The organism is Streptomyces venezuelae (assembly GCF_008642375.1).
GTDB lineage: Bacteria > Actinomycetota > Actinomycetes > Streptomycetales > Streptomycetaceae > Streptomyces > Streptomyces venezuelae_G.
The window spans coordinates 1,390,534-1,412,142 of sequence record NZ_CP029194.1 but is presented as its reverse complement, the minus strand read 5'-3'; the positions used below and the strand labels follow the sequence as shown (position 1 = coordinate 1,412,142).

Below are 21,609 nucleotides of genomic sequence, written 5' to 3'. Positions count from 1 at the left end.
TCAACATAGACGTATGTCGAATGTGAAGGCGCTGCCGCTGCTTCAGCCCGCCGTGGAGCCGTGCTGCCCGCCGCTCACGGAGCGGCCGCTGACGGCCGAGGAGGCGGAGCGGACCGCGGTCATGTTCAAGGCGCTTGGCGACCCGGTCCGCCTGCGGCTGTTCTCGGCGGTCGCCTCGCACGAGGGCGGCGAGGCGTGCGTCTGCGACATCTCGGACGTCGGCGTTTCCCAGCCGACCGTCTCCCACCACCTGAAGAAGCTGAAAGAGGCCGGGCTGCTCTCCTCCGAGCGGCGCGGGACCTGGGTCTACTACCGCGTCGAGCCCGCAGTCCTCGCGGCGATGGGTGCGCTGCTGACCAAGGCGGCTGCCGCGTGACCGTTGCGACCGTCGTCGTGCCCCTGACCGCCGACCACGCCGACGAGGTCGTCGCGATCTACCAGGCCGGGATCGACGAGGGCAACGCCACGTTCGAGACCACCGCCCCGGCTTGGGAACAGTTCGACGCGGCGAAGCTGCCCGAGCACCGCTTCGCCGCCCTCGATCAGACCGGCCGCGTGCTGGGCTGGGTGGCGGCCGCCAAGGTCTCGGACCGGTGCGCGTACGCGGGCGTGGTCGAGCACTCGGTGTACGTGCACCCCGACGCCCGCGGCCGGGGCGTCGCCTCCGCGCTACTCGCCGCCCTCGTCGAGTCCACCGAGGCGGCCGGCATCTGGACCATCCAGTCCGGCGTCTTCCCCGAGAACGCCGCCAGCCTCGCCGTCCACCAACGGGTCGGCTTCCGAGTCATCGGGACCCGCGAGCGGATCGGCCGCCACCACGGAACCTGGCGCGACGTGGTCCTGTTGGAGCGCCGCAGCCCGGCGGTCAGCTGAACGCGTTCCCGCTGCCGAGGGTGAGTTGGCGGTGGTGGGAGTCGAAGTGCTGGGTCGGGTAGCGGTAGATGTCCGCGAGGGTCATGAAGTCCTGGAAGAAGGGGTCCCAGCGGACGGGGTAGTGCATGCCGCGAGCCAGGCCGGCTTCGGATTCCTCGGCCAGCCGGCGCTCCAGGAAGCCGGTGACCCGGTCGAACGAGGCAGCCATGCGGCGCGGCCCGTACACCTTCACCGCCCCGCACGGACCTAGGTAGTTGATCAGGTCGAACGGCACGGTGGCAGCGTCCAGCACCCACGCGAACACCTTGCTCGCCCAGCGCGGGAGCCGGCCGAAGACGCGGACCAGGATCAGCAGCGCCCGGACGACGTAGTAGCCGAAGAGCATGTGCCACAGCAGCTGCTCGTTGGTCCACTTGGTGCCGCGTGGGCCGGGCCAGGTCGTCCTTCGAGGCCGTGTCGAGGAGCCCGTGAAAGGTTCGGCGGGCGCACTCGTAGTCGTCGTGCACGGCCTGCCGGTCCATGGGGCCCTCGTTCGTCATGGCCTGCCCGCTCTCGTCGCCCAGGCTTCGATGATGCCCACTCCGGGGCGGTCTCTCACCGCATGCCGCCGTGTGTCAGTCGTCCTGGAGAAGCGGGCCGAAGGTCTGCTGCCCGATCTGCGCAGCGCGGCCCTGGCTGACGATCTGACCGCTGACCTCGGGGTTCTCGCGCTGCCATCGCCCGGCCGTGGCGCGGCCGGTGAAGAAGTTCAGCGCGTCACAGCACACCGTGGCAGCAGGTCCGCTGCCTTCGCGGCGGCCGATGAACACGACCGCATCCGCAGGCTCCCACCGTGGGTTGCCGTCGGTGAATGTGACGGTCACCGGCTCGCCGCTGACCGGGTCGGAGGAGGAGATCCGTACGTCCTGGCCGTCGAGCATGGCACTGATGCCCAAGGCGTCGACGGCGCACATCGACCACGCCTCCACTCCGCTCGCCATCCGGACCCGGTGGGGGGTCTCTGCAGCCGAGAACGGGTAGGCCGCCCGGATCCGCCCCTCCTCGTCGAGGGCCAGGAAGTCCTCGCGGTCCAACTCCGCCAGTACGTCGGCGGCAGTACGGCCCGCGAGGGCGGCTTCGGATTCCACCGTGGCCGGCCGCGGTGCTGTGCCGTGGGTGGCGAAGTGCCGTAGTACCGCCTGGTGGACGGCGCGCAGTCCGCGTTCGGCCGGGGCGCGTCGGCCGCGGCCGGCCCGGCCGATCGGATCCAGCAGGTCCGCCTCGCAGCACTCCAGTCCCTCAGTGGCTGGGGCGGGAGCCGTGCCGGACAGAGCCTGGCGCAGGGCCTGGACGCTGGGTGCCCCGTCCGCGCGCCCGTCGGCATCGCGGTAGAGACGGCAGGACACGCTCGTCGGCGCGCCGGGTACGGCGAACGGGTCGACGCCGTCGAGGAGTACCGTCGGCGAGCCGGTCATGCCCCAGCGGGCGGCCTCGGCCTCCTCGCGTACGTCGACGAGCTCCACCTCGGCGCTCCTGCCGTCGAGCGCGCCCGTGATCCGCTCGCGTACGACCGGTGCGTTCGGGCAGTCCGGCACCGTGAGAATCGTGATGCGCATGTCCGCAGTCCTCCTGGTCCCTGGCCTGTCGCTCCGACCGTAGACCTTCCAGTGCGCTGGAAGGTCAAGGCGTTAGCGTGGACGTATGCGTATCGGCGAGCTGGCGGTGGCGGGCGGGCTGACCACCAAGACGATCAGGTTCTACGAGCAGGCCGGGCTGTTGCCTGCGCCTCCCCGTACCTCCGGCGGTTACCGCGACTATCCGCAGCAGATGCTCGCCCGGCTCGGTTTCATCCGCGATGCCCAGGCGGCCGGGCTGACCCTCGCCGAGATCCGCTCCGTACTCACCCTGCGGGACAGCGGGCAGGCGCCGTGCGCCCGGGTCAGTGCACTCATCGACCAGCATCTGGCGGAGATCGACCGGCGCATGGCCGAACTGCGCGAGGCCCGGACGGAGCTTCAGGAGCTGGCCCGGCGGGCCGCGGTGACCGATCCCGACTCGTGTTCCGAGGGCGAGATCTGCACCATCCTCACCCGGCCCTGACCGGCGCCTCGTCCCGGTCCGGGACGAGGCGGGGAACGAGGCGTACGTAGGCGACCATGCCGATGACCTCGACGAGGGTCTGGGTGACCACGACGACCGCGGCCACGGCCAGATCGTCGGGCAGGGCCAGGGCGAGGGGCAGGACAACGAGGGAATTACGTGTCGCGCCGGTGAAGACGACGGCCCGAGAAGCGGGGACGTCGAGCCGGAAGGCCCGGGCCACCAGGCGCCCGGCGAAGGCCATGACGATCAGGAAGACGGCGTAGACGGGGACGACGGCTGCCACGTCGCCGAGACGGCCGTCCAGCTTGGGGACCTGGGAGGCGACGACCGTGATCAGCGTGACGGCCATCAGCGGCACCATCGTGGTGGTCGCCGCTTCGGAGACCTTCCGGCCGGCCGGGCGGTGCGCGGCCCACGCCTGCAGGCCCCAGGCCAGGGCGAGCGGGATGACGATCAGGAAGAGGAAGGCTTCGAGGAAGGGGCCCGCCTCGACGATGTCGCCGAGTTCCGGGCCCATGAAGAGGTAGAGGAAGCCGGGCAGGAGCAGCATCTGTGCGACGAGCAGGAGCGGGGTGGCGGCCAGCAGGCGGCGGCTGTCCCCGCCGGCCAGGCCGCTGAAGACGATCACGTAGTCCACGCACGGGCACAGCAGGACCAGCAGCACACCGATCCGGACCGCCTGGTCGGCGGGCAGGAAGGTGAACAGGGCCGCCACGACGAGCGGTACGACGACGAAGTTCACGGCCATTGCGGCGGACAGGAACCGGCCGTCGTGCAGCGAACGGAGCAGGTCGGCGGCGGGGACCTGGAGGAAGGTGACGAACAGCAGCGCGCCAAGGACGGGGTTGATGGCGTGCTCCAGGGCGGGGCCGGCGCCGGGCGCCGCCCAGCCGAGGAGGCCGCCGAGAGCCATGGCGGCGAGGTAGATCGCGATCTGGTGGTCTTCCATCCGCTCGACCAGACCGCGCGGTTCCTGCGACACCATTCCGACCCGTTCCCTCTGGCTGTGCTGACCTGCGTGGTTGCGCCCTGGTGGGCGTGGTTCATTGTGGCAAGCGGTCGGAGCCGGTGCCGGGCGGGATGCGGGTGGGCATGCCCACATCGACGGTGGCAGGCCCGGTCTGGCAGGCGGACGTCCGCTTCCTGCGCTGGTGCACCCACGCGGCCGCCACGACGGCGGCGACCGCGAGGACGGCCAGCGCCGGTGCCCAGATCGCGCCGATGGCGGACGCGACACCGAGGCTGCCCAGCACGGCCAGCAGGGGTCCCGCACAGCACACTGCGCAGGCAGCCACAGCGAGCAGGCCGGCGCCCAGCACGGACTTGCCGGAGGACGGCTTCCCAGTAGGGGAGGGGGTGGTCACGAGGCGGCTCCGAAGAGGTCGGTCAGCAGGGATCCGGCGGCCTCGGGGGCGCGCACGGTCAGCTCCAGCGAGGAGGGGGCCAGGTGCAGGGTGAAGTCGAAGAAGGCGCAGCATCCCTGTTCGGCCGCGGCCAGCGAAGCGACCTCGGCGGCCAATTCAGGGGTACCGGGGAAGGTCAGGCGTATCCCGTCCGGGACTTCTTCGCGTGTGGTGGACCGGGCGACGAGGTTCTGCCACTGCGCGGTGCGCTCGCCCAGCTCATCGCCGTTCAGGGTGCAGGCGACCGGTGTCTCGCGCCATAGCTCCCCGGCCTCAGCGGGTACGGAGTCCGGGGCTGGTGGACGTGTGGGTGACAGTTCGATCAGGACGGGGCCCGGTGCGTCGCTTTCGCTGGTGCAGCCGCAGTCCGGGCCGCAGGCGCCCGCGGGAGCCGGACCGGCCAGCTGCTCGTGCACCCCGGCCAGGTGGGCGGAGAACGCCGCCAGTTCCGCGGCCCGCCGGTCCGCGTCCGCGATACGGTCGGCGACCATCGGCACCATCCGGGCCCGCACCGCCGCGCACACCCCTTCGTCCCGCACGTCGAGGAGGTCGCGGATGTCCTCCAGTGCGAGCCCCAGCAACTTGGCGGAGGAGATGAAGGCCAGACGCTCCACCGACCCCTCGTCGTAGACGCGGTAGCCGGCCGCGGTGCGCTCGGCCGGCAACAGCCCGGCCGACTCGTAGAACCGCAGCGTGGACGGGCGAACGCCGGAACGTTCGGCCAGCTGGGAGATCCGCAGAGTGCTCATACCTCGAACGTAAACCTTCAAGTCGACTTGAAGGTCAAGCCCGCAGCAGCCCCGCGATCTCACGGGCCGCGTTACGCGCGGGGCGGCCGACGCCGATGAGGGTGGCTGAGGCGGGGCCGGTCCAGTCGCCGTAGCCGAGGAGGTGCAGGCGTGGCTCGCCGAGAGCCTGGGTCCCTGCAGTCGGGATGTGGCCGCGCGGGCCACGGAGGCCGAGCGGTGCCAGGTGGGAGAGGGCTGGACGGAAGCCGGTGCACCAGATAATCACGTCGGCGTCGGCGCCCATGCCGTCGGCCCACTCCACGCCGGTCGCCGTCAGCCGGGCGAACATCGGCTGGGCTTTGAGGAGTCCGGCGTCGCGTGCTTCGCGGACGGGCGGGACGGCGACGATGTCGCCCAGCGAGGCGACGCCGCCGGTGTCCGTGCGGCCTTCGTCGAGGGCGCGGCGTCGGGCGGTGGCGTGGTCGAAGAGGGCGCGGCCGTCGATGTCGTCGGCGAGGTAGCGCGGTTCGCGGAGGGTCACCCAGGTGAGGTCAGTGTCGTACGCGAGGTCCGCGGCGATCTGGGCGCCGGAGTTTCCGCCCCCGACGACCACCACCTTCTGCCCGGCGAGGTCGGAGGGGCGCCGGTACTCCACGGTGTGGAGCTGGGCGCCCTTGAACTCCGTACGGCCCGGGATCGCGGGGATGAACGGCCGCCACCAGGAGCCGGTCGCGCTGATCACCGTACGGGCGAGCCAGGTGGCTGCGCCCGCCTCCACACGCAGGAACTCGCCGTCACGGTGGACCGCTTCGACCCTGACCGATCGGGCGACGGGGAGTTCGTACCGCTGCTCGTAGTCGGTGAGGTACGAGACGACGTGGGCCGCGTCCGGGTACGTCTCGCCGGGCTGCGGCGGCATGAGCCGGCCCGGCAGGGAGGAGTACGCGGCCGGGGAGAAGAGGTGGAGGGAGTCCCAGGTGTGCTGCCAGGCTCCGCCCGGCTCGGCCTGGGCGTCGAGGATGACGAAGTCGAGGCCGAGGCGGCGCAAGTGGTAGCCGGCGGCGAGTCCAGCTTGGCCGCCGCCGATCACCACCACGTCCACGACCTGCGTCATTCGCTGGTCGTCCCGCCGGCCGCCTTGCCGCGCATGAAGATGACCGCGACCAGGGCCAGCCCCACGACCGCTCCGATGATCTGCATGCCGACGAACGCGGGGACGGAGGCGGGCGCGATGCCTGCGAAGGTGTCGGTGAAGGCGCGGCCGATGGTCACCGCCGGGTTCGCGAACGAGGTGGAAGAGGTGAACCAGTAGGCGGCGCCGATGTACGAGGCGACCGCGACGGGTGCGAAGCGGAGCCGGTCGGTACGGGCAAGGCCGAAGATCAGCAGGATCAGGCCGGCCGTCGCGACGACCTCGCCGAGGAGGAGGTTGCCGGCCGAGCGGTCGTGCGTGGACCACTTCACCAGCTGCTGGCCGAACATCGCATCCGCCAGGATCGCGCCGAGGATCGCGCCGGCAATCTGGGAGGGGACGTAGACGGCGAGCTCGCGGGCGTTCACGCCCGCACCGCCGCGGCGAGCGGTCCACCACTCGGCCAGGGTGACGGCCGGGTTGAAGTGCGCCCCCGACACCGGCCCGAGCAGGGCGATCAGCACGCCGAGCCCGAAGACGGTGGCGGTGGAGTTGGCGAGGAGCTGCAGCGCCACGTCGTCGGTGAGCTCGGTGGCCTGAATGCCGGAACCGACGACGATCGCCACCAGGGCAGCGGTGCCGACGAGCTCGGCGGCCGCCCGGGCGGCGAGCGGGGTGCGGGGCGGGGTGGCGCCGGGCGCGGGCTGCGGCGACGTGTCGGTGGCTATGGAGTCGCTCGCAGCGGGCTCGGTGGCGGTCACGGGCTGGGTCTCCTCGGGCAGGTGAGGCACGGGGGGCAGGGTCAGGGGCAGGAGCGCTTGAAGTTCGCCTCGGCAGTCAGGCGCGCGGTCTGCGCGAGGGCGGCGAACTGCCCGGCGAGCTGCTCGATGACGTCCGGCTTGAGCCGGTAGTAAGTGAACCTGCCGCACGGCTCGGTCTCCACGACTCCCGCCTCGCGCAGCACTCTCAGATGGTTGGAGAGGTTGGTCTGCTTGGCACCGGTCTCCTCCACGAGGTGGGTGGTGCAGAGCGTCTCGCGGGCGAGCAGGGTCACGATCTGGAGGCGCAGGGGATCACCCAGAACCCGGATCAGATCAGTATCGACTGACGTCATCATGTGCTGATACTGTCACATCACCCGGAGCTGATACCAGCCTGAGCTGACCTCTTTTGAACCCAGGGGGTTCCCAACCATGGCCGAGTCCTCGTACCCGGTCCTTCCCGACGAACGTCTCGCGGCCGGTGTCGCCCGCCTCGCCGTGCGCCATCAGGGCCGGTGCTCGGTGGAGACGGTACAGCGGCTGATCGCCGACTCCTACGAGCAGCTCGCCGCACATGCGCACGTCCATACCCACCTCGTGGTGCTGGCGGAGCGATTCGCCGCGGAGCGTCTGGACGCGCTGGCGCACGTCGAGAGCGCAACCAGCGACCGGACGCGGGTGCTTTTCGTGTGCAGCCAGAACGCCGGGCGATCGCAGATGGCGGCAGCCCTGCTGGCCCACCGGGCCGGGGACGACGTCATCGTCTCCTCCGCCGGCACCCATCCTTCGGGCGCCGTCGACCCCCACGTGCTCCAGGCCCTCACCGAGGCCGGCGTCCCACTCGACGAGGTCTACCCCAAGCCGCTGACCGACGAGGTCGTCCAGGCCGCCGACATCGTGATCACCATGGGCTGCGGCGACGCCTGCCCCGTGGTGCCCGGCCACCGCTACCTGGACTGGCCCGTCCCGGACCCCGACGGTGCCCCGATCGCGGTCGTGCGCTCCATCCGCGACGCCATCGACACCCGGATCACCACCCTGCTGGACACCCTGGCCGGCACCTGAAGCTTTCCGTCCCCCGCACCACGCTCCATCCCTGCCTAAGGAAGAACCGATGACCGCTCCGCTCGCCTCCGTGCTCTTCGTCTGCGTCCACAACGCCGGCCGCTCCCAGATGGCCGCCGGGTTCCTCAACCACCTCGCCGGCGACCGCATCGAGGTCCGCTCCGCCGGCTCGATCCCGGGCGACCAGGTCAACCCGGCCGCGGTTGAGGCCATGGCCGAGGTCGGCGTCGACATCTCCGACCAGAAGCCGAAGGTCCTGACCACCGAGGCCGTCCAGGCGTCGGACTACGTCATCACCATGGGCTGCGGCGACGCCTGCCCGATCTTCCCCGGCAAGAAGTACCTCGACTGGGCCCTGGAGGACCCGGCCGGCCAGGGCGTCGAGGCCGTCCGCCCCATCCGCGACGAGATCAAGGGCCTCATCGAGGGCCTCATCGCCGAGATCGACGCGAAGCAGGAGGCGTGACCTCAGTGACCGAGCCCATCACCGACGAGGTCCGTGAGGTCATCGTCATAGGCTCCGGCCCCGCCGGATACACCGCCGCCCTCTACACCGCCCGCGCCCAGCTCAAGCCCCTGCTCTTCGGCAGCTCGATCTTCGTCGGCGGGTCCCTCACCACCACGACCGAGGTCGAGAACTTCCCCGGCTTCCCCACCGGCATCGACGGCCCCGATCTCATGGACAACATGCGGGCCCAGGCCGAGCGCTTCGGCGCGGAGATGGTCGACGACGACGTCATCTCCGTCGACCTCGCTGGAGACATCAAGGAAGTCACCGACTCCGAAGGCACCGTCCACCGCGCCAAGGCCGTGATCATCGCGACCGGCTCCGGCTACCGCAAGCTCGGCCTCCCCAACGAGGACGAGCTCTCGGGCCGCGGCGTCTCCTGGTGCGCCACCTGCGACGGCTTCTTCTTCCGCGACCGCGACATCGTCGTGGTCGGCGGCGGAGACACCGCCATGGAGGAAGCCACCTTCCTCACCCGCTTCGCCCGCTCGGTCACCGTCGTCCACCGCCGCTCGACCCTGCGCGCCTCCAAGGCCATGCAGAACCGGGCCTTCGCGGACGACAAGATCTCCTTCGCCTTCGACAGCGAGATCGCCGAGATCAAGTCCGAGAACGGCATGCTCGCCGGGGTCGTGCTGCGCGACGCCTTCACCGGCAAGACCCGCGACCTCGACGTCACTGGCCTGTTCATCGCCATCGGACACGACCCGCGCACCGAGCTGTTCACCGGGCAGGTCGACTTGGACGACGAGGGCTACATCAAGGTCGCCTCGCCCTCCACACGCACGAACCTCACCGGCGTCTTCGCCGCCGGTGACGTCGTCGACCACACCTACCGCCAAGCCATCACTGCAGCCGGATCAGGCTGCCAGGCCGCGCTCGACGCCGAGCGCTACCTCGCCGCCCTCACCGACCGGCACACGGCCGCGAGCGTTCCCGCCACGGCCTGAGGCAATCAGCGGGGCTGCCGGCATACCTACGCCGACGGCCCCGCCCCATGAACCCCCGGCTCCTGTCCGTCGCGTTGGCGGACCTGACGTGCAGGAGCCGGGCCCGCCCTCCGGCCAGCGCAGGGTAGGACCCAAAGCCGCACCGGGCCTAGGCGTCGGAGCCCGCTGCCAGCTGCGTTTGCCGGAGGCAGACTCTCGCCTGGCCGGAATGCCGGACCGTCACCAACCTGCTGAATGGGCCTCGGGAGCCCCAGCGAACGAACTCCCCGTGTGCGGACTTGTCGGAGATGAATCCCGTGCACGGCTACGGGACGGCAGGACCGGGCGCGCACCGCGGGGTACGACGAGCGCGCGGGGGGAGGGGTTTCGCTCGTCGTGCCTCGCGCCTCCAGAGCAACGCCCGGTCCTTGCCGTTCGGGCGCTGACTCCCGTGCCAAGCGCCTTCTGTTGCGTAAAGACGCGGTGGCGTCGAGGATCGGGAGCGCCGTCCGGGAGGGCTCAGGGCAGGAGCTGGCGTACGAGGGTGTCCGCCGCCCAGTGCTCCCAGCGCGACGCTGACCATCCTCGGTTGTTCACCAGGAGACCGTACGTCTCGGGGTCCATCACATCGAGCAGATTCCCGCACTGGCGGATCTGCCCGAGCGGCTCGTATCCAACGGGATCGTCATCCGGCGCCTGGTGACCGGAGCGCAGCGGTGATCCGTGCCGCGGAGGCGGAACCGCGCACTGCAGTCGGCGAGTACGAGTGAACGGCGTCGGCCTTCCTCTGCGGGAGCATCGACACCGGGCGTGCCCAACACAGAGGCCCTGACTTGTGTCTGCGCATCCTCACGTCTCCTTCACAGGATCGGAGTCCCTCGCGGAAACAATTCTGCTTTCCACGGGCGTTACTGATCTCCTGGTCGAGAAGGGGAGGTGTCGGGCCTGAAACTGTTCTACGCGACGCAGAGCGGCATGACTGAGGTCATGCCGCGACTTGCCGAGGCCGAGTCGGATGTACAGCACCTCGTCGAGACGCACATGGAGACGATGCTGGGGGTTCGCTTCCTGGCGAGCGAGTACAGCACCGGGCCGGTCCACGGAGGCCGGATCGATTCGGTCGGGCTCGATGAGAACGGCTCCCCGGTGGTCGTGGAGTACAAGCGCGGGACTGACCCCGGTGTGATCAACCAAGGGCTCTTCTATCTGGCTTGGCTCGTGGACCACAAAGAGGAGTTCAGGCGTTTGGTCCGCGACCGCCTCGGGGCGTCGGCCGCCGCGCAGGTCCTCTGGAGCGAGCCCAGGCTGGTATGCGTGGCCGGCGGCTTCACCCGCTATGACGTGCATGCGGTGCGCGAGCACCGGCGGAGCATCGATCTGGTTCGTTACCGCTTCTTCGGGAAGGACCTCATCGGTCTGGAGACCGTGGCCTCCGTTTCGGCTCGAACGTCTGCATCGAAACGCGTGCGTCGAGGTGCTGCTGCGCAGTCGCCCCGCAACGGTCAACTTGATGCGCTGGCGGCCGCGGCCGACGAGGTTCTGCTCGGCCTCGGTGACGGCATCACCCGAGTCCAGCGCAAGCAGTACCGCGCCTATCAGCGCCTGCGGAACTTTGCGTGCGTCTGCCCGCCGCAGAAGACCAAGCTCCTCGTCTACCTCAAGGTCGACCCGATCACGGTCGACCTCGTCCCCGGCTTCACCCGGGACGTGAAGGGGCTCGGTCACCACGGCACGGGTGACTTGGAGATACAGCTGCGCTCCGAGCGAGACCTCGAGCGAGCACAGGACCTGTTCCGCGCGAGCTACGCGGCGGCGTGAAACGCCAACGGGTCGCCTGGGTACGAGCGGCTTGGTTCTCTCGGCGGCGCCGTGTGACGTACGGGTAGGGGACGACGGGAGTGAGCCGCGAGGAGAATCACCGGGCCGGCCGCGGACCAGCCGTTGCAGCTACGTGCCCTCGGACCACGACTGCTGTCACCAACCAGTGGGTTTGGCGGTGCCCATGGCGCGCGTGACGGTGATCTCGATGACGACGCGGTTCGGGTTGACCCGCGGCGGCTTGTAGCGCTCGGTGTAGCGGCGCTCGGCCTCCGCCACGGATTCGGGGTCGTCCTTGATCACTGCCGTGCCCTCCAGGGTGCACCAGCGTCGGCCGTCGGCTTGGCTCACGGCAGCTCGGGCCGAGGCGCCGGCGGCGCGGATGTTGCGCACTTTCCTGCTGGCACCGTCGCTGATGACGCGGGCGATCCGGGCTTCGGGGTCGTACGTGACGCCGACGGGCACGAGGTGTGGGGTGCCATCGGGGCGGTGAGTCGTGAGGAAGCACACCCGGCGTTCCTGCCAGAAGGCGTCGCCGCCATCTGCGGTGGACGGGGTGTCACGGTTCAATGTGGGGCTCCTCGGTGCGTATGGCGCGGCCGCGCAGCCCCCCGTCCACGTCACGATGCGGGTGGCGGTCGGCGCCGGCACTTCGACGGTACGCGAAAGGTCGATCGTCCGTTCTCAGGCACACGGTCGCTGGGGACGATCGAGCTGTTTCGATTTCGGTTCACCGAGGTCGCCCTCGAACGAGCGGTGCCGTGCTGACCTCAGAGGAAGGTCTCCGCAGGGTCAGCGATGGCGAGCTCCTGGCTGCGGACATCCGGCCGGAGGCGGCAGGGGGCTGAGAGGGGCCGCCGGCGCTCGTCCACGGAGTCGATCGCAGCCGAGTGCGGTGGTGTTGATGAGCTTCGTCGTGAGCCGGGCGAGTACTTCGGGTGCCGTGGTGGCGGAGAAGCGGATGGCCCAATCGGGGTGGTTGGGGTCGGCACCACCGTAGGCGGTCCACCGTTCCTCGACACCGTGCGGATTGTGCTCGAAGGCAAGGCTGCGGTCCGGGGCCCGCCAGGTCCTGCGGAAGGTGTGGTCCTCAGTCCAGCCCGCTTCGTCAACCGGTCCGTACGGGGCCTCGGCGCTCGACCACGGTGCGTTGGTAAGGCCCTCCATGAGGGACCGGACGAAGGTCTGACCGGCTGAGGCGTTGGCGTAGTACGGCTCCTCACGGTCGATCCGGGCCAGGATCACCATGCTCGTGCCGGTGGTGCGGCAGCCCAGATCGTGCAGTGGGGAGCGGGCGGCGTCGCTCGTCGGGCCGGATGCCGTGGCGGCGACGGCGGGAGTGTGGGTGGGGTGGAGGTCGAGACGGATGTGTGCGTCGGCCGGGGGGGTAGGGCATGCGGGGCCTTCGGTCATGGGGTCCGGCCGGCGGTTCGCCGGGTGGAGGTGGAGCGGACGGTAGCGGCGGTCGTGCCCGGACGCCGCGGTCCGGCACGGGCGGATACGGCGACGCCGGCCCTCGGTGCCGTTGTGGCCTGTGGGGTGGTGGCCCGGTGCCAGCGGGTCCGTAGGGCGGTCAGGTCGGCGAGCGCGCGGTGGCTGCCGGTGATCAGCTGGTGGACTGTGGTCGACGGGTCGTCGGTGTAGGCGCCGATTCGACGGGCGACCTCTCCGGCGCGGGAGAGCAGGGCCCGCTCGATGACCCTCGTACCCCAGTGCTCTGGGGAGCCCGCCGACGCGGACATGAGCGTGACCACCTCGTCCGGCGCGAGCTCCGAGGAGAGGAGCCCGCGGTGCTGCGCTTCCCACAGCACGGTGACCGGGTCGACCGGATCCCCGCGGTGGGACAGGGCGTTCAGGCACTGCCAGAGCGCGCCGTGAGCCGACAGGAGGAAGTCGTCGGCGGTCAGCCAGCGCATCTCTTTGATGGCCGACGGCCATACTGCGGCGCCAGCGAGCAGCATCCTTTCCTCATCCAGGTCTTCCTTGTCCGTGCCACCAGCCGGTGCCGGCGGCACGGTGGTGCGGGGCAGGGAACCGGGGTGGGCGGGGAAACGCCCGGAGAGCTCGTCGAGGTGCTGTGCGAGCGCGTCCGCCCGCGCGAGGGCGGCCGTTGCCCGGTCCGGCAGGGCTGTGTCGGCCGCGGCCCGCGCGAGGTGCTCGGAGTGCAGGCGGATGGTTCGGCGGGCGTGCTCGGCTCGGATGATCGCGGCGTACGCGGGCGCGTGCCCGGCATGGGGACAGACCGAGATGAGTGTGTGCATGTAGGAGACGGTCAGGCCACGAGCATCCGGCAGCGCCGCCTCCAGGACCGCATTCACCCAGAACGGACGGGCCTGGTGGCGGACAGGTCCGGGGACCGGCACGCGGCGCATCGCGGAGAACAAGGCCCCGTGCGAGGCGTTGGAGAACGCATCGGCCTCGAGTTGCTCAAGGTCGGCGAGTAGGGCGGGTTCGAGAAGAAGGGCGCCGAGGAGGGCACGCTCGGCGTAGTGCACAGGGGCCGGTCCGGGCGGGTCGTACAGGACCTCGTCGTCGTGTGGGTCGGAGGCGTGCTGCATCAGGCGGCCAGGGTGAAGTCGTCGGGGTTGAAGGGCACGCCGAGGTGAGGGGCGAGCAGGTGTCCGGCGAGCCGGGGCGGGACGGCGTTGCCGATCTGGGAGAACTGCCGGCCCTTGGTGCCCTGCCAGGGGTAGTCGGCGGGGAAGGTCTGGAGGAGGCCGGCCTCGGCGGCGGTGATCCGGATCGGCTCCGGAGCGGCCGACGCGTCTCCGGCCGGAGTGCCGGGCGAGGGGGCTGCGATCCACGTGCATTCGTTCGCTCGGTGCCCGAAGAAGAGAGTTCCAGCAGGCTCGTCGATGGAACGGACCGTCGCGTTGGCCTGGTTGTTGCTCCGCAGCGACCACGACCAGCGGTGTGCCTCGGCGGTGCACGTCGGCGCCGGGGCATCAGCAGACCCGTCCACGCGCCTGCTGTGTGGGGCGGCACAGCCGGATACCTCCCGCTGGGACCGCAGCGCGATTCCGTCCGCTTGGTGCTTCCAAGTGCCTCGATCGCGGGCATCGGAGAGGGCCTTGCGGGCGCCGGAGGGAAACGGCTCGGGGCCGCCGCCCGGTCCTCCGCCGGCGCAGACGGTGGGGACGGGCCGGTCGGTGGCGCCCCAGCCGAGGGCCTCGGCCATGGAGACCCACCGCTCGCGGCCCGTCCCGAACAGCGACTCCGGCTCGGCTCGCCGGGCATGTGTCGGCGTGGGTGGCTCGGCGGTGCGGACGCGGGAGGCGAGCAGGATCGCCCGCTTCCGGGTCTGCGGGACGCCGAAGTCGGCCGCATTGAGGATCCCGCACCAGACGGAGAGCCCCCAGGAGCGCAGAACCGCCGCGTACTGCTTCCACAGCGGTAGGACGTCGGGAACCTCCTCCATCGCGATCCACTCCGGCTCCCCGACGGAGTTCAGAGCGTGGAGGTAGCGCATCGGCTCCGCCGCGAGCAGGGAGCGCTCGTCGCGGCATGCGGCCAGGAGCTTCTCGCGGGTGTCCCTTCCGGCGGCGAGGTCGGCGACGGCCTGGTGGACGAGAGGCTGGTCGAGCAGGCCGAGCCGCTTGCCGGCCATCGACCACGCCTGGCACGGCGGTGACGCGATGAACCCGTGTGTCCGGCCGGTGAACGGCCACACCGGGTAGGCGGCGACGTCGGTACGGATCGTCAGCAAGCCGGCTGACGCGCGGGTGCGGCAGGCCCACTCGTCCCATTCCAGGCCGATGTCCCGGACACCGAGGACGCGCAGGGGGTGGCTCCAGCCGCCTGGGCCTGCGAACAGGTCCAGGACAAGGCGCTTCACGTCGTGAGCCCGAAGTCGTCCTGGATCGGCTCGACTTCACCACGGCAGGCCCACGGGGAGCAGCCGTCGTCGACCCCCCGATCCAGCTCTGCGGCGGAGTCGCGGTCCCGCTGCCGTGCCGCCCACTCGCCCGCGGTGACATGGTCGATCGGCGCCTGGTCGAGCGGGACCCGGGAGCGATGCAGGAACGCCTCACCGAGCAGCTTGTTGCCGCTGGCGTTCGCGCGCGCGTTGCCCTTTCGGATAGCCGCGTCGAACTCCACGACATCCGCCCACTCCTCGGGGGAGCTGTCACGGATGTTCCGCCACTGGGCATTGCCGTGGAAGGGGCAGCCGAGGCAGCTCGATTTCGGGGTCTCGGCAAGGCCGAGCGATGTGAGGTAGCGGACGCAGTCGGAACGTGACCAGTTCATGTCCATGAGCGGATGCACATTGCGCATGTACTTCACGTCTGCGTCCTTGGCGCGGTGGAATTCGTCGGTGGATATGCCGATCCACTGCTCTACGAACACGCCCTTCGGGACCCGGGCTGGGTAGGGGTAGCCGAGGAGGTCTCGAACCTTCTTCTTGATCGGCTTCACCTTGTACTCCCCGGTGCACTGGCGCCTGGTCATCCCGGGTCGCCCGTCCCGGTTGAGGATGTAGAGGGGCATCGAGGCGAAGCGGTGATCCGGGTTGAGGGCGTCGTCGCGGATGTTGCCAGAGGAGACCCGAATGATAGGGATTCCCGCAGGCTCTGCAATCTCGCGTTCGAGGCGGTCGAGATGCTCGTATACCGCCTTTGGCTCCCATCCGGTATCGGCGAAGATCGCGTAGTCGACCTTCGGGAGGATTCCCTCCGCGGACAGGGCGAGCATGGTGCTGGACTGGATTCCGGCGCCGAGGGAAATGGCGCGGAACTGGGGCGTGGCGGTAATAGGGACGTCCTTTCGTTGGAGTGTGGGGGCTGGCAGCGACCCGGGCCGGTGGGGCCGATGTGGCTGAGATACGGGAAGGGCGGGGCGCTACGCCGGGCGCCGAGGGCGGGAGCCGAACGGTGCATTTGGGCGACAGCTTCGGCGTGGCGTCACCGCCGAGCGCTCGTCCGGGCAGCCGGCCTCGGCCTGTTCGGCACCGACGTCGCGATGGCGGGGCGGCCGCCGGGCTTCGGGGGAGAGGCGGCGAGGAGCGCCTGGATGCCCGCGGAGGTGAGCCGGATGGCGGACCGGCACTGCTTGCCCGTGAGGGGGGTGAGGGTGAGCAACTCCTTGGCGGCGAGTGCGTCGATGGTGGCGGTCCGTACGGAGGCGTTCAGAGGACTCTCCAGCTCACGGACGCTGTGGCGGGCCTCACGGAACACGCCGTCCCCCCGCGCCAGTGAGGCGAGACCCTTCCGCTGGGCCTCGCTGACCTTGACCGTGCCGGCGCTCGGACCGAGGTTCTCCCGTGCGGCGCGCGCCTGGGCGTAGAGGTATCCGTCGTGTCGGAGCAGGGCGGAGCCGACTTCCTGGCAGGTCACCGGGGTCCTGTGCAGGTGGACTCGTGCCTGCTCCAGAAGGTGATCGGCTGTAGTGGTGTCGCCGTGGGCGAGGGCGGCGATGCTGTCGGCCGCGCGCAACGCGGCGGAGGCTGTGGCCTCGGCCAGGCGACGGAGGAGCGAGACGGCGACGAGGCCGTCGACGGTGGTCGTCGCATCGCTCAGGGCGGCTTTGGCCAGCAGCCCGGCGGCATGGAGCGAGGTCTGGTGAAGCGCGCCGCCTGTACGAACCGCGTCCTGCAGCCGCTCGGGAGCCGTGCCGCGCCGCTTGAGGTCGTCGAGCTGACCGCCGGAGGCCAGCAGGTACCGGGTGAGGGCCCAGAGCTCTTCGTCGCTCGGGCCGAGCGGATAGGAGTGAGCCAAAGAAGAGAACTCCTTGATCTGCAAACGGGATGGCAAGTGGGTGGCATGCCGTGTGCCGGCTGCCCACGGCGCGACCGGTGTCACCGAGAGCCGCCGTCGAACAGTGCCGTTCGGGTGCTACGCGGCCCGGCCGTAGTCCTCCTGGTTCGGGGCGCTCTTGGCGACGGCGCGGGTCGTGATCGCCTTGGACGCGCGGGCGGAGGCAGCAGCGAGCTGGTCGGCGCCGGGTTCGAGGTACCAGGGGCGGAGGTCGAGCATCGCGACGCGCATGCCGGTGGCCAGGCACAGGGCGGAGCCCTTTGGCAGAGCGCGGATTGCGTCCGCAGGCAGGATTCGCTCCTGCCGCATCGAGACCGAGGTCGACTTGCCGGAGTCGGAGATCGAGGTGGAGGTGGTCTCGACGTCGTGGTCGCCGATCATCCGGGACAGCTTGTCGGCGAAGTCCGGGTCGTCGATGCCGCTGCCGATCACCTTGACGGTGGCCGCGCTCCACATCGCGTCCATGCCCGCGTCGCCCCACACCTTCTGGCCCTGCCGGTAGCTCTGCAAGATGGTGATCGGGATGATCCCGCGTGACCCCAAGTGCGAGTACAAATCGGGGAGGTCCGAGATTTTGCACACGTTGGCCGCCTCGTCGAGGATCGCGAGCATCGGAGGGTCGAGCCGGCCGCCGGCCCGCTCGGCCTGCGTGGTTGCGGCCCGCATGACGGAGTCCGCGCACGCCGCGATGAGGGCGCTCGCTCCACCGCCACCGTCCTTCGACAGGAGGAAGAGGGTGGCGCTCGAGGTCACGAACTCAGCCGGGCGGAACTCGGGGATGCCCTTCTGCGGGGTGACCCAGGCTGCGATCTCCGAGTTCAGCAAGGCGGAGGCGTACTGCCTCGCCGTCTCATAAATGCCATCCCTGGTCTCCGGTGGCCCCTCCACAGTGCCCTTGAGCTGCGAGGCGACTGCGGTGAACCGATGGTCGCGCAGGATGTCGAGCGGGGTGCGGTCGGCGGGGAAGGCGAGCCACTGCATGACGTCGGTGATCGGCCGGTCGTCGAGGGCGGCGGCCAGGAACAGTTGGCTCAGGATGTTGCTGCCGGCCTTGGACCAGAAGTCGCCCTGCTGGGAGGCGTCGACGGACGCGGCGAGGAAGTGGCCGGCGAGCCGCCCGGCGCCGTCCAGGGTCTTGGCGTCGGCGAGGGGGTTCCACCACATGGTGCGCTGGGCGTGGGCGATCTGCTGCGGGTCCATCGACCACACTCGCCCCACCCGGCGCCGGGCGTCGAGGCAGGCCGTGTAGGCGTCGCCGGCGGCCTTGTTCGAGGTGAGCAGCACCGGGCCCGGCGCGGCGAGGATCGATGGGATGGCGAGGGAGGTGGTCTTGCCGGAGCGCGGGGCCATGATGGCGACGGCGACGTCCTCGAACCCCATCCGTACTTCGTGCTTCGTCCCCTGGAGGTTGCCCAGGAGGATGCCGGTGTCGGACGGGGCGAGGGGCTTGGTGTTCCTCAGGCTCGGGCGCAGGGAGCGGGCCTTGGCCTCGATCGCCTTTGCCAGCAGCGGTTCGATGTCGCGAGCCTTCGCCATCCCGTCGACCTTCCTTCGGCCGCCGGAGGAGTTCTTGTACCGGAGCCACAGGGCGCCGACGGTGGCGGCGAGGAGGAGCGTCAGTGCGATGGGAACAATTCGGGTGCCGACAAGCAGGGACACCTCTCCGGCTGCTGGCCAGAGCTCTTCGGGGTGAAGGAGCGCGTTGGTCGGCTGGTACGGCGCCCATGGGCCCGCCCCAGCGAACCAGGCGGTGAGATTTCCCACCAGCCAGGCGATGTTGGCCAGCGGAAGGCCGACGGCGAAAGCGCCGATGAATATCTTCAGGGCTATGTCGTAACCGTCGGAACTGGACGTGGAGGAAGAGGGCAAGGGGCGGCGGTTCCTTGAACGGGGGCGGGCCCGGGGCGTGTGGCGGGGGTGGTGTCAGCGGGTGCGGCGCCGGGGCGTCGGCGGCCGGGCGGGCGGCGGTGGCGGGCGAGTGCTGGCGTGACGGGACGCGAGGAAGTCGACGCGCTCGCGCAGGGCGTAGCCGATGTGTTCGGCGGGCCACTCCTGCCAGCGGAGCGTGATCCGGCTGCGACCGAGGGCGGGACGCTGCTCGGGCGAGCGCCGTAGCGGTTCGGGATCGGACAGCGCCCGGGTGAAGGCCGCGACGAGGCGGGCGGGGGCGCTGCCCCCGAAGCGGGCCTGCCAGATCTGGTGCTCGGGATCCTGGCTGAGCGCCGTCTCGATGCACCAGTGGGCGCTGCCGCTGTAGTTGAAGCGCTCGACTCGGACGATGCCGTCCGGCGAGGCCAGCCCGCCCTCCATGGCCCGGCCCCATCCGGCCCGCAGCAAGGGCTCGTTCGGATCCGTTGCTGCTCTGGCGCGGAAGCCGGGGTCGGTGAGGGTGTCGGTGACGGCCGCGATCAGTTCGACCGGGGGTGCGGGCGCCGAAGGATGCGTACCAGCTGGGCCCGTCGGAGTCGCTGGAGTGGGTCAGGCACCACCAGGGCTCGTCAGGGGTGGGTTCGAGACGCAGCAGCGTCTTCTGGTCAGGGCTGCTGAGAATGACCTGGGGCATAAGAGGGTCGTGGCCGTGCCTCCAGCCGGCGGCCTCATGGAGCGGGACGGTGACCCAGGCCGGATTCCCCGGGCCAGCGAGGTAGCGGGGTGAGATGAACGCCTGCTCGACGCTGCTGTTCATCCGCGTCTCCCCGCCTTACGGCCAATGCCTTTCGGCGAGAGGGCGGGTCTCGGGGCCGAGGTCAGGATCGGGGACGGGGCCGTAAGCGCAAGAGCGTGGATCTCGATGAGGGCATGGCCCTGGGCGGACCAGGTGTCGAGGGCTGCCCACGCCTCCTCGTTGCGCTCGGCGAGGGTGCCGTCGAACTCCTCGACCCCCGGCAGCGCCGCCGTGCGCGTCAACGCGTCCCGCCTATCCAGCCATTCGTCCTGAAGCTTCTCCAGCTGCGAGAGCGCTGTGGTGAGTTCGGCCAGCTGCCACGGCCAACGGGTCTGGACGCATGCGGGGTTGAGCTGCTGGACCTGGACTTCGGCTGTGGCGAGCATCTCGCGTGCCGCGTAGCGGATCCGATTGAACGAGCGCCACGTGTCGGCGTCACGCCGCATCGTGCGCCGGCCGTATGTGAGCGGGTCGTGCGGCCAGCCGTCGGGGTCGGTGTGCTCGTCGGAGTAGGCGTCCCAGGCGGCAAGGATCTCCCGGCTCTCCATCAGGAACAGTTCCAGCTGTCGCAGGAGCAGGCCGTGCATCTCCGAGGGAGTGCTGGTCGGTGCGGGCAGGGCAGGTCCTCCTATGCGGTGAGGGAGACGGTCTAGCGGCTGCGCGTGGGCCGCGTGGCTGCGGCGGCTGGCCGAGCTGGCGTTGTGCCCGTGGCCGGTACCGCGTACGAGTGGGGCGTGGGAGTACGGGCGTGTTGACGGGAGGAGGCCCATGAGTTGCGGGCCCAGGTCGTGGCGCGGGCGGCTGTTGTCCGGGCCTGCTGCCAGGCGCCGAGCTCCGAGGGTCGCACGGACACCGAGGTGGTGCGGATCCAACGGGAGGGCGGGATGTTTCCGCGGGGGCGCATCACCGGCTGTGGGTCGGCCAGCGCGGCCGAGAACGCCTCGACCAGGTGCATCGGTGTGCTCGGGGTGAGCACGGCGTCCCAAGTCCGGCCGTGCTCGGTCCGGGCGCCGGCCCACCAGTGGGCCTGGCCCTCGCCGGTCTGATGGAACTGCAACCATGCGTTCCGGTCTGGGCTGACGGCGGTGAAGTGCCGGGCCCGTTCCGTCTCCCACCCATGCTGTTGGAGTGGTGCCCACGGGTTGGGGGCGTGCGCGGAACGCGACTTGGTGAGGGCGTCGCTGAATCCGGCGACGATTTCCACCGGGGTCTGCGGGGTGAAGGTGACGTTCCACTCCGGCTCATGGCCGTTGGCCTTGCCGGCGATCGTCCAGCCACCCGGCCGTACGAAGGGGTTGTATGCGACGCGGACCGTACGGTCCGGGCTGTCGAAGACCAGCGGCCCGCCGGTCTTCGACTCGTCGGCCCATCCGGCGGCACGGAGGAACTCCGAGACGTGCCGGATGTCTCCGCCTCCGGCGAGGTGGCGGGGCTCGACCAGGTAATGCTGCTCGGGCTGCTCGCCCGCTCCCCATCCGGGATGCTGCTTCTTGCTCACCGGCGCCGCCGCACGACCAGAGCGGAGGCCACCGGTGCCGGCGACGCGGTCCGGGTGGTCGCCGGGGCCTCGGCGAGGGCGCGGAGAGTGCCGGCGTGCTCGTCCAGGTCACGGCCGACGGCGTCCAGCTCGTTCGCGGCGCGGCCTACGGCGAGCCACACCTCGGGCGGCAGGGTGCCCTGCTCGGAGTGCGCCTTGGCGAACCGCGACCCGGTGCTCATCAGACCGGTGATCCGTCCCAGGATCCCGTCGTCGAAGTCGAGGGCCTGGCCGAGGATCCGGGCGGCCTGCTGGGGTGAGGCTTGGGCGAGGTGCTCGTTGAGCTGTCCGAGCTGGTCGGCGATGCTGTCGGCCAGGCGGATCGGGTAGGGCGTCGGGTCGTGCATGGGTCTCC

The 21,609-nt window shown here is 70.6% G+C and carries 26 protein-coding genes and 1 pseudogene; 7 read left to right on the top strand and 20 right to left on the bottom strand.

The window, feature by feature from the left end; genetic code table 11:
* The first annotated feature begins 13 nt into the window (after positions 1 to 13).
* Together DEJ46_RS06200 and DEJ46_RS06195 are read left to right on the top strand one after the other, a co-directional pair.
* Positions 14 to 376: an ArsR/SmtB family transcription factor gene (locus tag DEJ46_RS06200; RefSeq protein ID WP_150264550.1), complete on the top strand. Its 363-nt coding sequence runs from the start codon at positions 14 to 16 to the stop codon at positions 374 to 376.
* Positions 373 to 873: a GNAT family N-acetyltransferase gene (locus DEJ46_RS06195; RefSeq protein ID WP_150264549.1), complete on the top strand. Its 501-nt coding sequence runs from the start codon at positions 373 to 375 to the stop codon at positions 871 to 873. Before DEJ46_RS06200 ends, DEJ46_RS06195 begins: the two co-directional genes overlap by 4 nt.
* Here the strand turns inward: DEJ46_RS06195 and DEJ46_RS06190 are convergent.
* Positions 866 to 1,258 (bottom strand): hypothetical protein, encoded by a 393-nt coding sequence (locus tag DEJ46_RS06190; RefSeq protein WP_223834538.1) that lies wholly within the window; start codon positions 1,256 to 1,258, stop codon positions 866 to 868. The two genes, DEJ46_RS06195 and DEJ46_RS06190, sit on opposite strands and share 8 nt — an antisense overlap.
* 229 nt (positions 1,259 to 1,487) lie before the next feature.
* Positions 1,488 to 2,468: an organomercurial lyase gene (gene merB / locus DEJ46_RS06185; protein ID WP_150264548.1), complete on the bottom strand. Its 981-nt coding sequence runs from the start codon at positions 2,466 to 2,468 to the stop codon at positions 1,488 to 1,490.
* Positions 2,469 to 2,553: 85 nt separating this feature from the next.
* Between merB and DEJ46_RS06180 the strand changes: the two genes are divergently transcribed.
* Complete coding sequence (locus DEJ46_RS06180; RefSeq protein ID WP_150264547.1) at positions 2,554 to 2,952, top strand: heavy metal-responsive transcriptional regulator; 399 nt, start codon at positions 2,554 to 2,556, stop codon at positions 2,950 to 2,952.
* On the opposite strand, the gene DEJ46_RS06175 is transcribed toward DEJ46_RS06180, so the two are convergent.
* From DEJ46_RS06175 to DEJ46_RS06150, 6 genes are read right to left on the bottom strand one after another with little or no spacing between them, the layout of a single operon-like run.
* Positions 2,939 to 3,940 carry an arsenic resistance protein gene (locus DEJ46_RS06175; protein WP_150264546.1) on the bottom strand — a complete coding sequence of 334 codons (1,002 nt, stop codon included), beginning with the start codon at positions 3,938 to 3,940 and terminating at the stop codon, positions 2,939 to 2,941. The two genes, DEJ46_RS06180 and DEJ46_RS06175, sit on opposite strands and share 14 nt — an antisense overlap.
* 58 nt (positions 3,941 to 3,998) lie before the next feature.
* Entirely contained in the window at positions 3,999 to 4,319 is a 321-nt protein-coding gene (locus DEJ46_RS06170) for a hypothetical protein (RefSeq protein ID WP_223834537.1), read from the bottom strand.
* Positions 4,316 to 5,107 carry a MerR family transcriptional regulator gene (locus tag DEJ46_RS06165; protein WP_150264545.1) on the bottom strand — a complete coding sequence of 264 codons (792 nt, stop codon included), beginning with the start codon at positions 5,105 to 5,107 and terminating at the stop codon, positions 4,316 to 4,318. Before DEJ46_RS06165 ends, DEJ46_RS06170 begins: the two co-directional genes overlap by 4 nt.
* 34 nt (positions 5,108 to 5,141) lie before the next feature.
* A complete protein-coding gene (locus tag DEJ46_RS06160; RefSeq protein WP_150264544.1) occupies positions 5,142 to 6,200 on the bottom strand; it encodes an ArsO family NAD(P)H-dependent flavin-containing monooxygenase in 1,059 nt (352 codons plus the stop codon).
* Complete coding sequence (locus DEJ46_RS06155) at positions 6,197 to 6,979, bottom strand: aquaporin (protein ID WP_150274160.1); 783 nt, start codon at positions 6,977 to 6,979, stop codon at positions 6,197 to 6,199. Before DEJ46_RS06155 ends, DEJ46_RS06160 begins: the two co-directional genes overlap by 4 nt.
* A gap of 41 nt (positions 6,980 to 7,020) precedes the next feature.
* A complete protein-coding gene (locus DEJ46_RS06150; protein ID WP_030842180.1) occupies positions 7,021 to 7,335 on the bottom strand; it encodes an ArsR/SmtB family transcription factor in 315 nt (104 codons plus the stop codon).
* Between the two features lie 76 nt (positions 7,336 to 7,411).
* Between DEJ46_RS06150 and DEJ46_RS06145 the strand changes: the two genes are divergently transcribed.
* The 4 genes from DEJ46_RS06145 to DEJ46_RS06125 all read left to right on the top strand — a co-directional run bounded on the left by DEJ46_RS06145 (position 7,412) and on the right by DEJ46_RS06125 (position 11,299).
* Positions 7,412 to 8,044: an arsenate reductase ArsC gene (locus tag DEJ46_RS06145; RefSeq protein ID WP_150264543.1), complete on the top strand. Its 633-nt coding sequence runs from the start codon at positions 7,412 to 7,414 to the stop codon at positions 8,042 to 8,044.
* Positions 8,045 to 8,093: 49 nt separating this feature from the next.
* On the top strand, positions 8,094 to 8,510 hold the full coding sequence (locus DEJ46_RS06140) for an arsenate reductase ArsC (RefSeq protein WP_150264542.1): 417 nt from the start codon (positions 8,094 to 8,096) through the stop codon (positions 8,508 to 8,510).
* Between the two features lie 17 nt (positions 8,511 to 8,527).
* Complete coding sequence (trxB, locus tag DEJ46_RS06135) at positions 8,528 to 9,502, top strand: thioredoxin-disulfide reductase (protein WP_150274158.1); 975 nt, start codon at positions 8,528 to 8,530, stop codon at positions 9,500 to 9,502.
* A gap of 915 nt (positions 9,503 to 10,417) precedes the next feature.
* The gene (locus tag DEJ46_RS06125) at positions 10,418 to 11,299 is read left to right on the top strand and encodes a DUF5655 domain-containing protein (protein WP_150264541.1); all 882 of its coding nucleotides are present in this window, start codon (positions 10,418 to 10,420) and stop codon (positions 11,297 to 11,299) included.
* A 156-nt stretch (positions 11,300 to 11,455) separates the two neighbouring features.
* On the opposite strand, the gene DEJ46_RS06120 is transcribed toward DEJ46_RS06125, so the two are convergent.
* The 12 genes and pseudogenes from DEJ46_RS06120 to DEJ46_RS06070 all read right to left on the bottom strand — a co-directional run bounded on the left by DEJ46_RS06120 (position 11,456) and on the right by DEJ46_RS06070 (position 21,601).
* Positions 11,456 to 11,869 (bottom strand): TIGR03618 family F420-dependent PPOX class oxidoreductase, encoded by a 414-nt coding sequence (locus tag DEJ46_RS06120; RefSeq protein WP_150264540.1) that lies wholly within the window; start codon positions 11,867 to 11,869, stop codon positions 11,456 to 11,458.
* Positions 11,870 to 12,091: 222 nt separating this feature from the next.
* The gene (locus DEJ46_RS06115; RefSeq protein WP_150264539.1) at positions 12,092 to 12,712 is read right to left on the bottom strand and encodes a DUF317 domain-containing protein; all 621 of its coding nucleotides are present in this window, start codon (positions 12,710 to 12,712) and stop codon (positions 12,092 to 12,094) included.
* Positions 12,709 to 13,857, bottom strand: coding sequence for a DnaB-like helicase N-terminal domain-containing protein (locus tag DEJ46_RS06110; RefSeq protein WP_150264538.1), 1,149 nt, complete (start codon positions 13,855 to 13,857; stop codon positions 12,709 to 12,711). Before DEJ46_RS06110 ends, DEJ46_RS06115 begins: the two co-directional genes overlap by 4 nt.
* Positions 13,857 to 15,134, bottom strand: coding sequence for a DNA cytosine methyltransferase (locus DEJ46_RS06105; RefSeq protein WP_150264537.1), 1,278 nt, complete (start codon positions 15,132 to 15,134; stop codon positions 13,857 to 13,859). The genes DEJ46_RS06110 and DEJ46_RS06105 overlap by 1 nt, the downstream gene beginning before the upstream one ends.
* Positions 15,131 to 15,991, bottom strand: coding sequence for a hypothetical protein (locus tag DEJ46_RS06100; protein WP_150264536.1), 861 nt, complete (start codon positions 15,989 to 15,991; stop codon positions 15,131 to 15,133). The genes DEJ46_RS06105 and DEJ46_RS06100 overlap by 4 nt, the downstream gene beginning before the upstream one ends.
* A gap of 209 nt (positions 15,992 to 16,200) precedes the next feature.
* Entirely contained in the window at positions 16,201 to 17,013 is an 813-nt protein-coding gene (locus tag DEJ46_RS06095; RefSeq protein WP_150264535.1) for a hypothetical protein, read from the bottom strand.
* A gap of 117 nt (positions 17,014 to 17,130) precedes the next feature.
* On the bottom strand, positions 17,131 to 18,921 hold the full coding sequence (locus DEJ46_RS06090) for a type IV secretory system conjugative DNA transfer family protein (RefSeq protein ID WP_150264534.1): 1,791 nt from the start codon (positions 18,919 to 18,921) through the stop codon (positions 17,131 to 17,133).
* 54 nt (positions 18,922 to 18,975) lie between these two features.
* Positions 18,976 to 19,362: a DUF317 domain-containing protein gene (locus DEJ46_RS39740; protein WP_223834536.1), complete on the bottom strand. Its 387-nt coding sequence runs from the start codon at positions 19,360 to 19,362 to the stop codon at positions 18,976 to 18,978.
* Between the two features lie 166 nt (positions 19,363 to 19,528).
* Positions 19,529 to 19,615 (bottom strand): annotated as a pseudogene (locus DEJ46_RS40460) (hypothetical protein); the annotation flags it as partial.
* Between the two features lie 119 nt (positions 19,616 to 19,734).
* Positions 19,735 to 20,304 carry a hypothetical protein gene (locus DEJ46_RS06080; RefSeq protein ID WP_223834535.1) on the bottom strand — a complete coding sequence of 190 codons (570 nt, stop codon included), beginning with the start codon at positions 20,302 to 20,304 and terminating at the stop codon, positions 19,735 to 19,737.
* A 62-nt stretch (positions 20,305 to 20,366) separates the two neighbouring features.
* Positions 20,367 to 21,215 (bottom strand): DUF317 domain-containing protein, encoded by an 849-nt coding sequence (locus tag DEJ46_RS06075; protein ID WP_150264533.1) that lies wholly within the window; start codon positions 21,213 to 21,215, stop codon positions 20,367 to 20,369.
* The gene (locus DEJ46_RS06070) at positions 21,212 to 21,601 is read right to left on the bottom strand and encodes a hypothetical protein (RefSeq protein ID WP_150264532.1); all 390 of its coding nucleotides are present in this window, start codon (positions 21,599 to 21,601) and stop codon (positions 21,212 to 21,214) included. The genes DEJ46_RS06075 and DEJ46_RS06070 overlap by 4 nt, the downstream gene beginning before the upstream one ends.
* Between the last annotated feature and the right edge of the window lie 8 nt (positions 21,602 to 21,609).

Excerpts from the sequence above, each read along its gene's own strand:
- DEJ46_RS06200 (WP_150264550.1), top strand. The coding sequence starts at position 14 with ATGTCGAATGTGAAGGCGCTGCCGCTGCTTCAGCCCGCCGTGGAGCCG.
- DEJ46_RS06190 (WP_223834538.1), bottom strand. The coding sequence starts at position 1,258 with ATGCTCTTCGGCTACTACGTCGTCCGGGCGCTGCTGATCCTGGTCCGC.
- merB (WP_150264548.1), bottom strand. The coding sequence starts at position 2,468 with ATGCGCATCACGATTCTCACGGTGCCGGACTGCCCGAACGCACCGGTC.
- DEJ46_RS06180 (WP_150264547.1), top strand. The coding sequence starts at position 2,554 with ATGCGTATCGGCGAGCTGGCGGTGGCGGGCGGGCTGACCACCAAGACG.
- DEJ46_RS06175 (WP_150264546.1), bottom strand. The coding sequence starts at position 3,940 with ATGGTGTCGCAGGAACCGCGCGGTCTGGTCGAGCGGATGGAAGACCAC.
- DEJ46_RS06165 (WP_150264545.1), bottom strand. The coding sequence starts at position 5,107 with ATGAGCACTCTGCGGATCTCCCAGCTGGCCGAACGTTCCGGCGTTCGC.
- DEJ46_RS06160 (WP_150264544.1), bottom strand. The coding sequence starts at position 6,200 with ATGACGCAGGTCGTGGACGTGGTGGTGATCGGCGGCGGCCAAGCTGGA.
- DEJ46_RS06150 (WP_030842180.1), bottom strand. The coding sequence starts at position 7,335 with ATGATGACGTCAGTCGATACTGATCTGATCCGGGTTCTGGGTGATCCC.
- DEJ46_RS06145 (WP_150264543.1), top strand. The coding sequence starts at position 7,412 with ATGGCCGAGTCCTCGTACCCGGTCCTTCCCGACGAACGTCTCGCGGCC.
- DEJ46_RS06140 (WP_150264542.1), top strand. The coding sequence starts at position 8,094 with ATGACCGCTCCGCTCGCCTCCGTGCTCTTCGTCTGCGTCCACAACGCC.
- DEJ46_RS06115 (WP_150264539.1), bottom strand. The coding sequence starts at position 12,712 with ATGACCGAAGGCCCCGCATGCCCTACCCCCCCGGCCGACGCACACATC.
- DEJ46_RS06110 (WP_150264538.1), bottom strand. The coding sequence starts at position 13,857 with ATGCAGCACGCCTCCGACCCACACGACGACGAGGTCCTGTACGACCCG.
- DEJ46_RS06100 (WP_150264536.1), bottom strand. The coding sequence starts at position 15,991 with ATGCTCGCCCTGTCCGCGGAGGGAATCCTCCCGAAGGTCGACTACGCG.
- DEJ46_RS39740 (WP_223834536.1), bottom strand. The coding sequence starts at position 19,362 with ATGGAGGGCGGGCTGGCCTCGCCGGACGGCATCGTCCGAGTCGAGCGC.
- DEJ46_RS06080 (WP_223834535.1), bottom strand. The coding sequence starts at position 20,304 with ATGCACGGCCTGCTCCTGCGACAGCTGGAACTGTTCCTGATGGAGAGC.
- DEJ46_RS06070 (WP_150264532.1), bottom strand. The coding sequence starts at position 21,601 with ATGCACGACCCGACGCCCTACCCGATCCGCCTGGCCGACAGCATCGCC.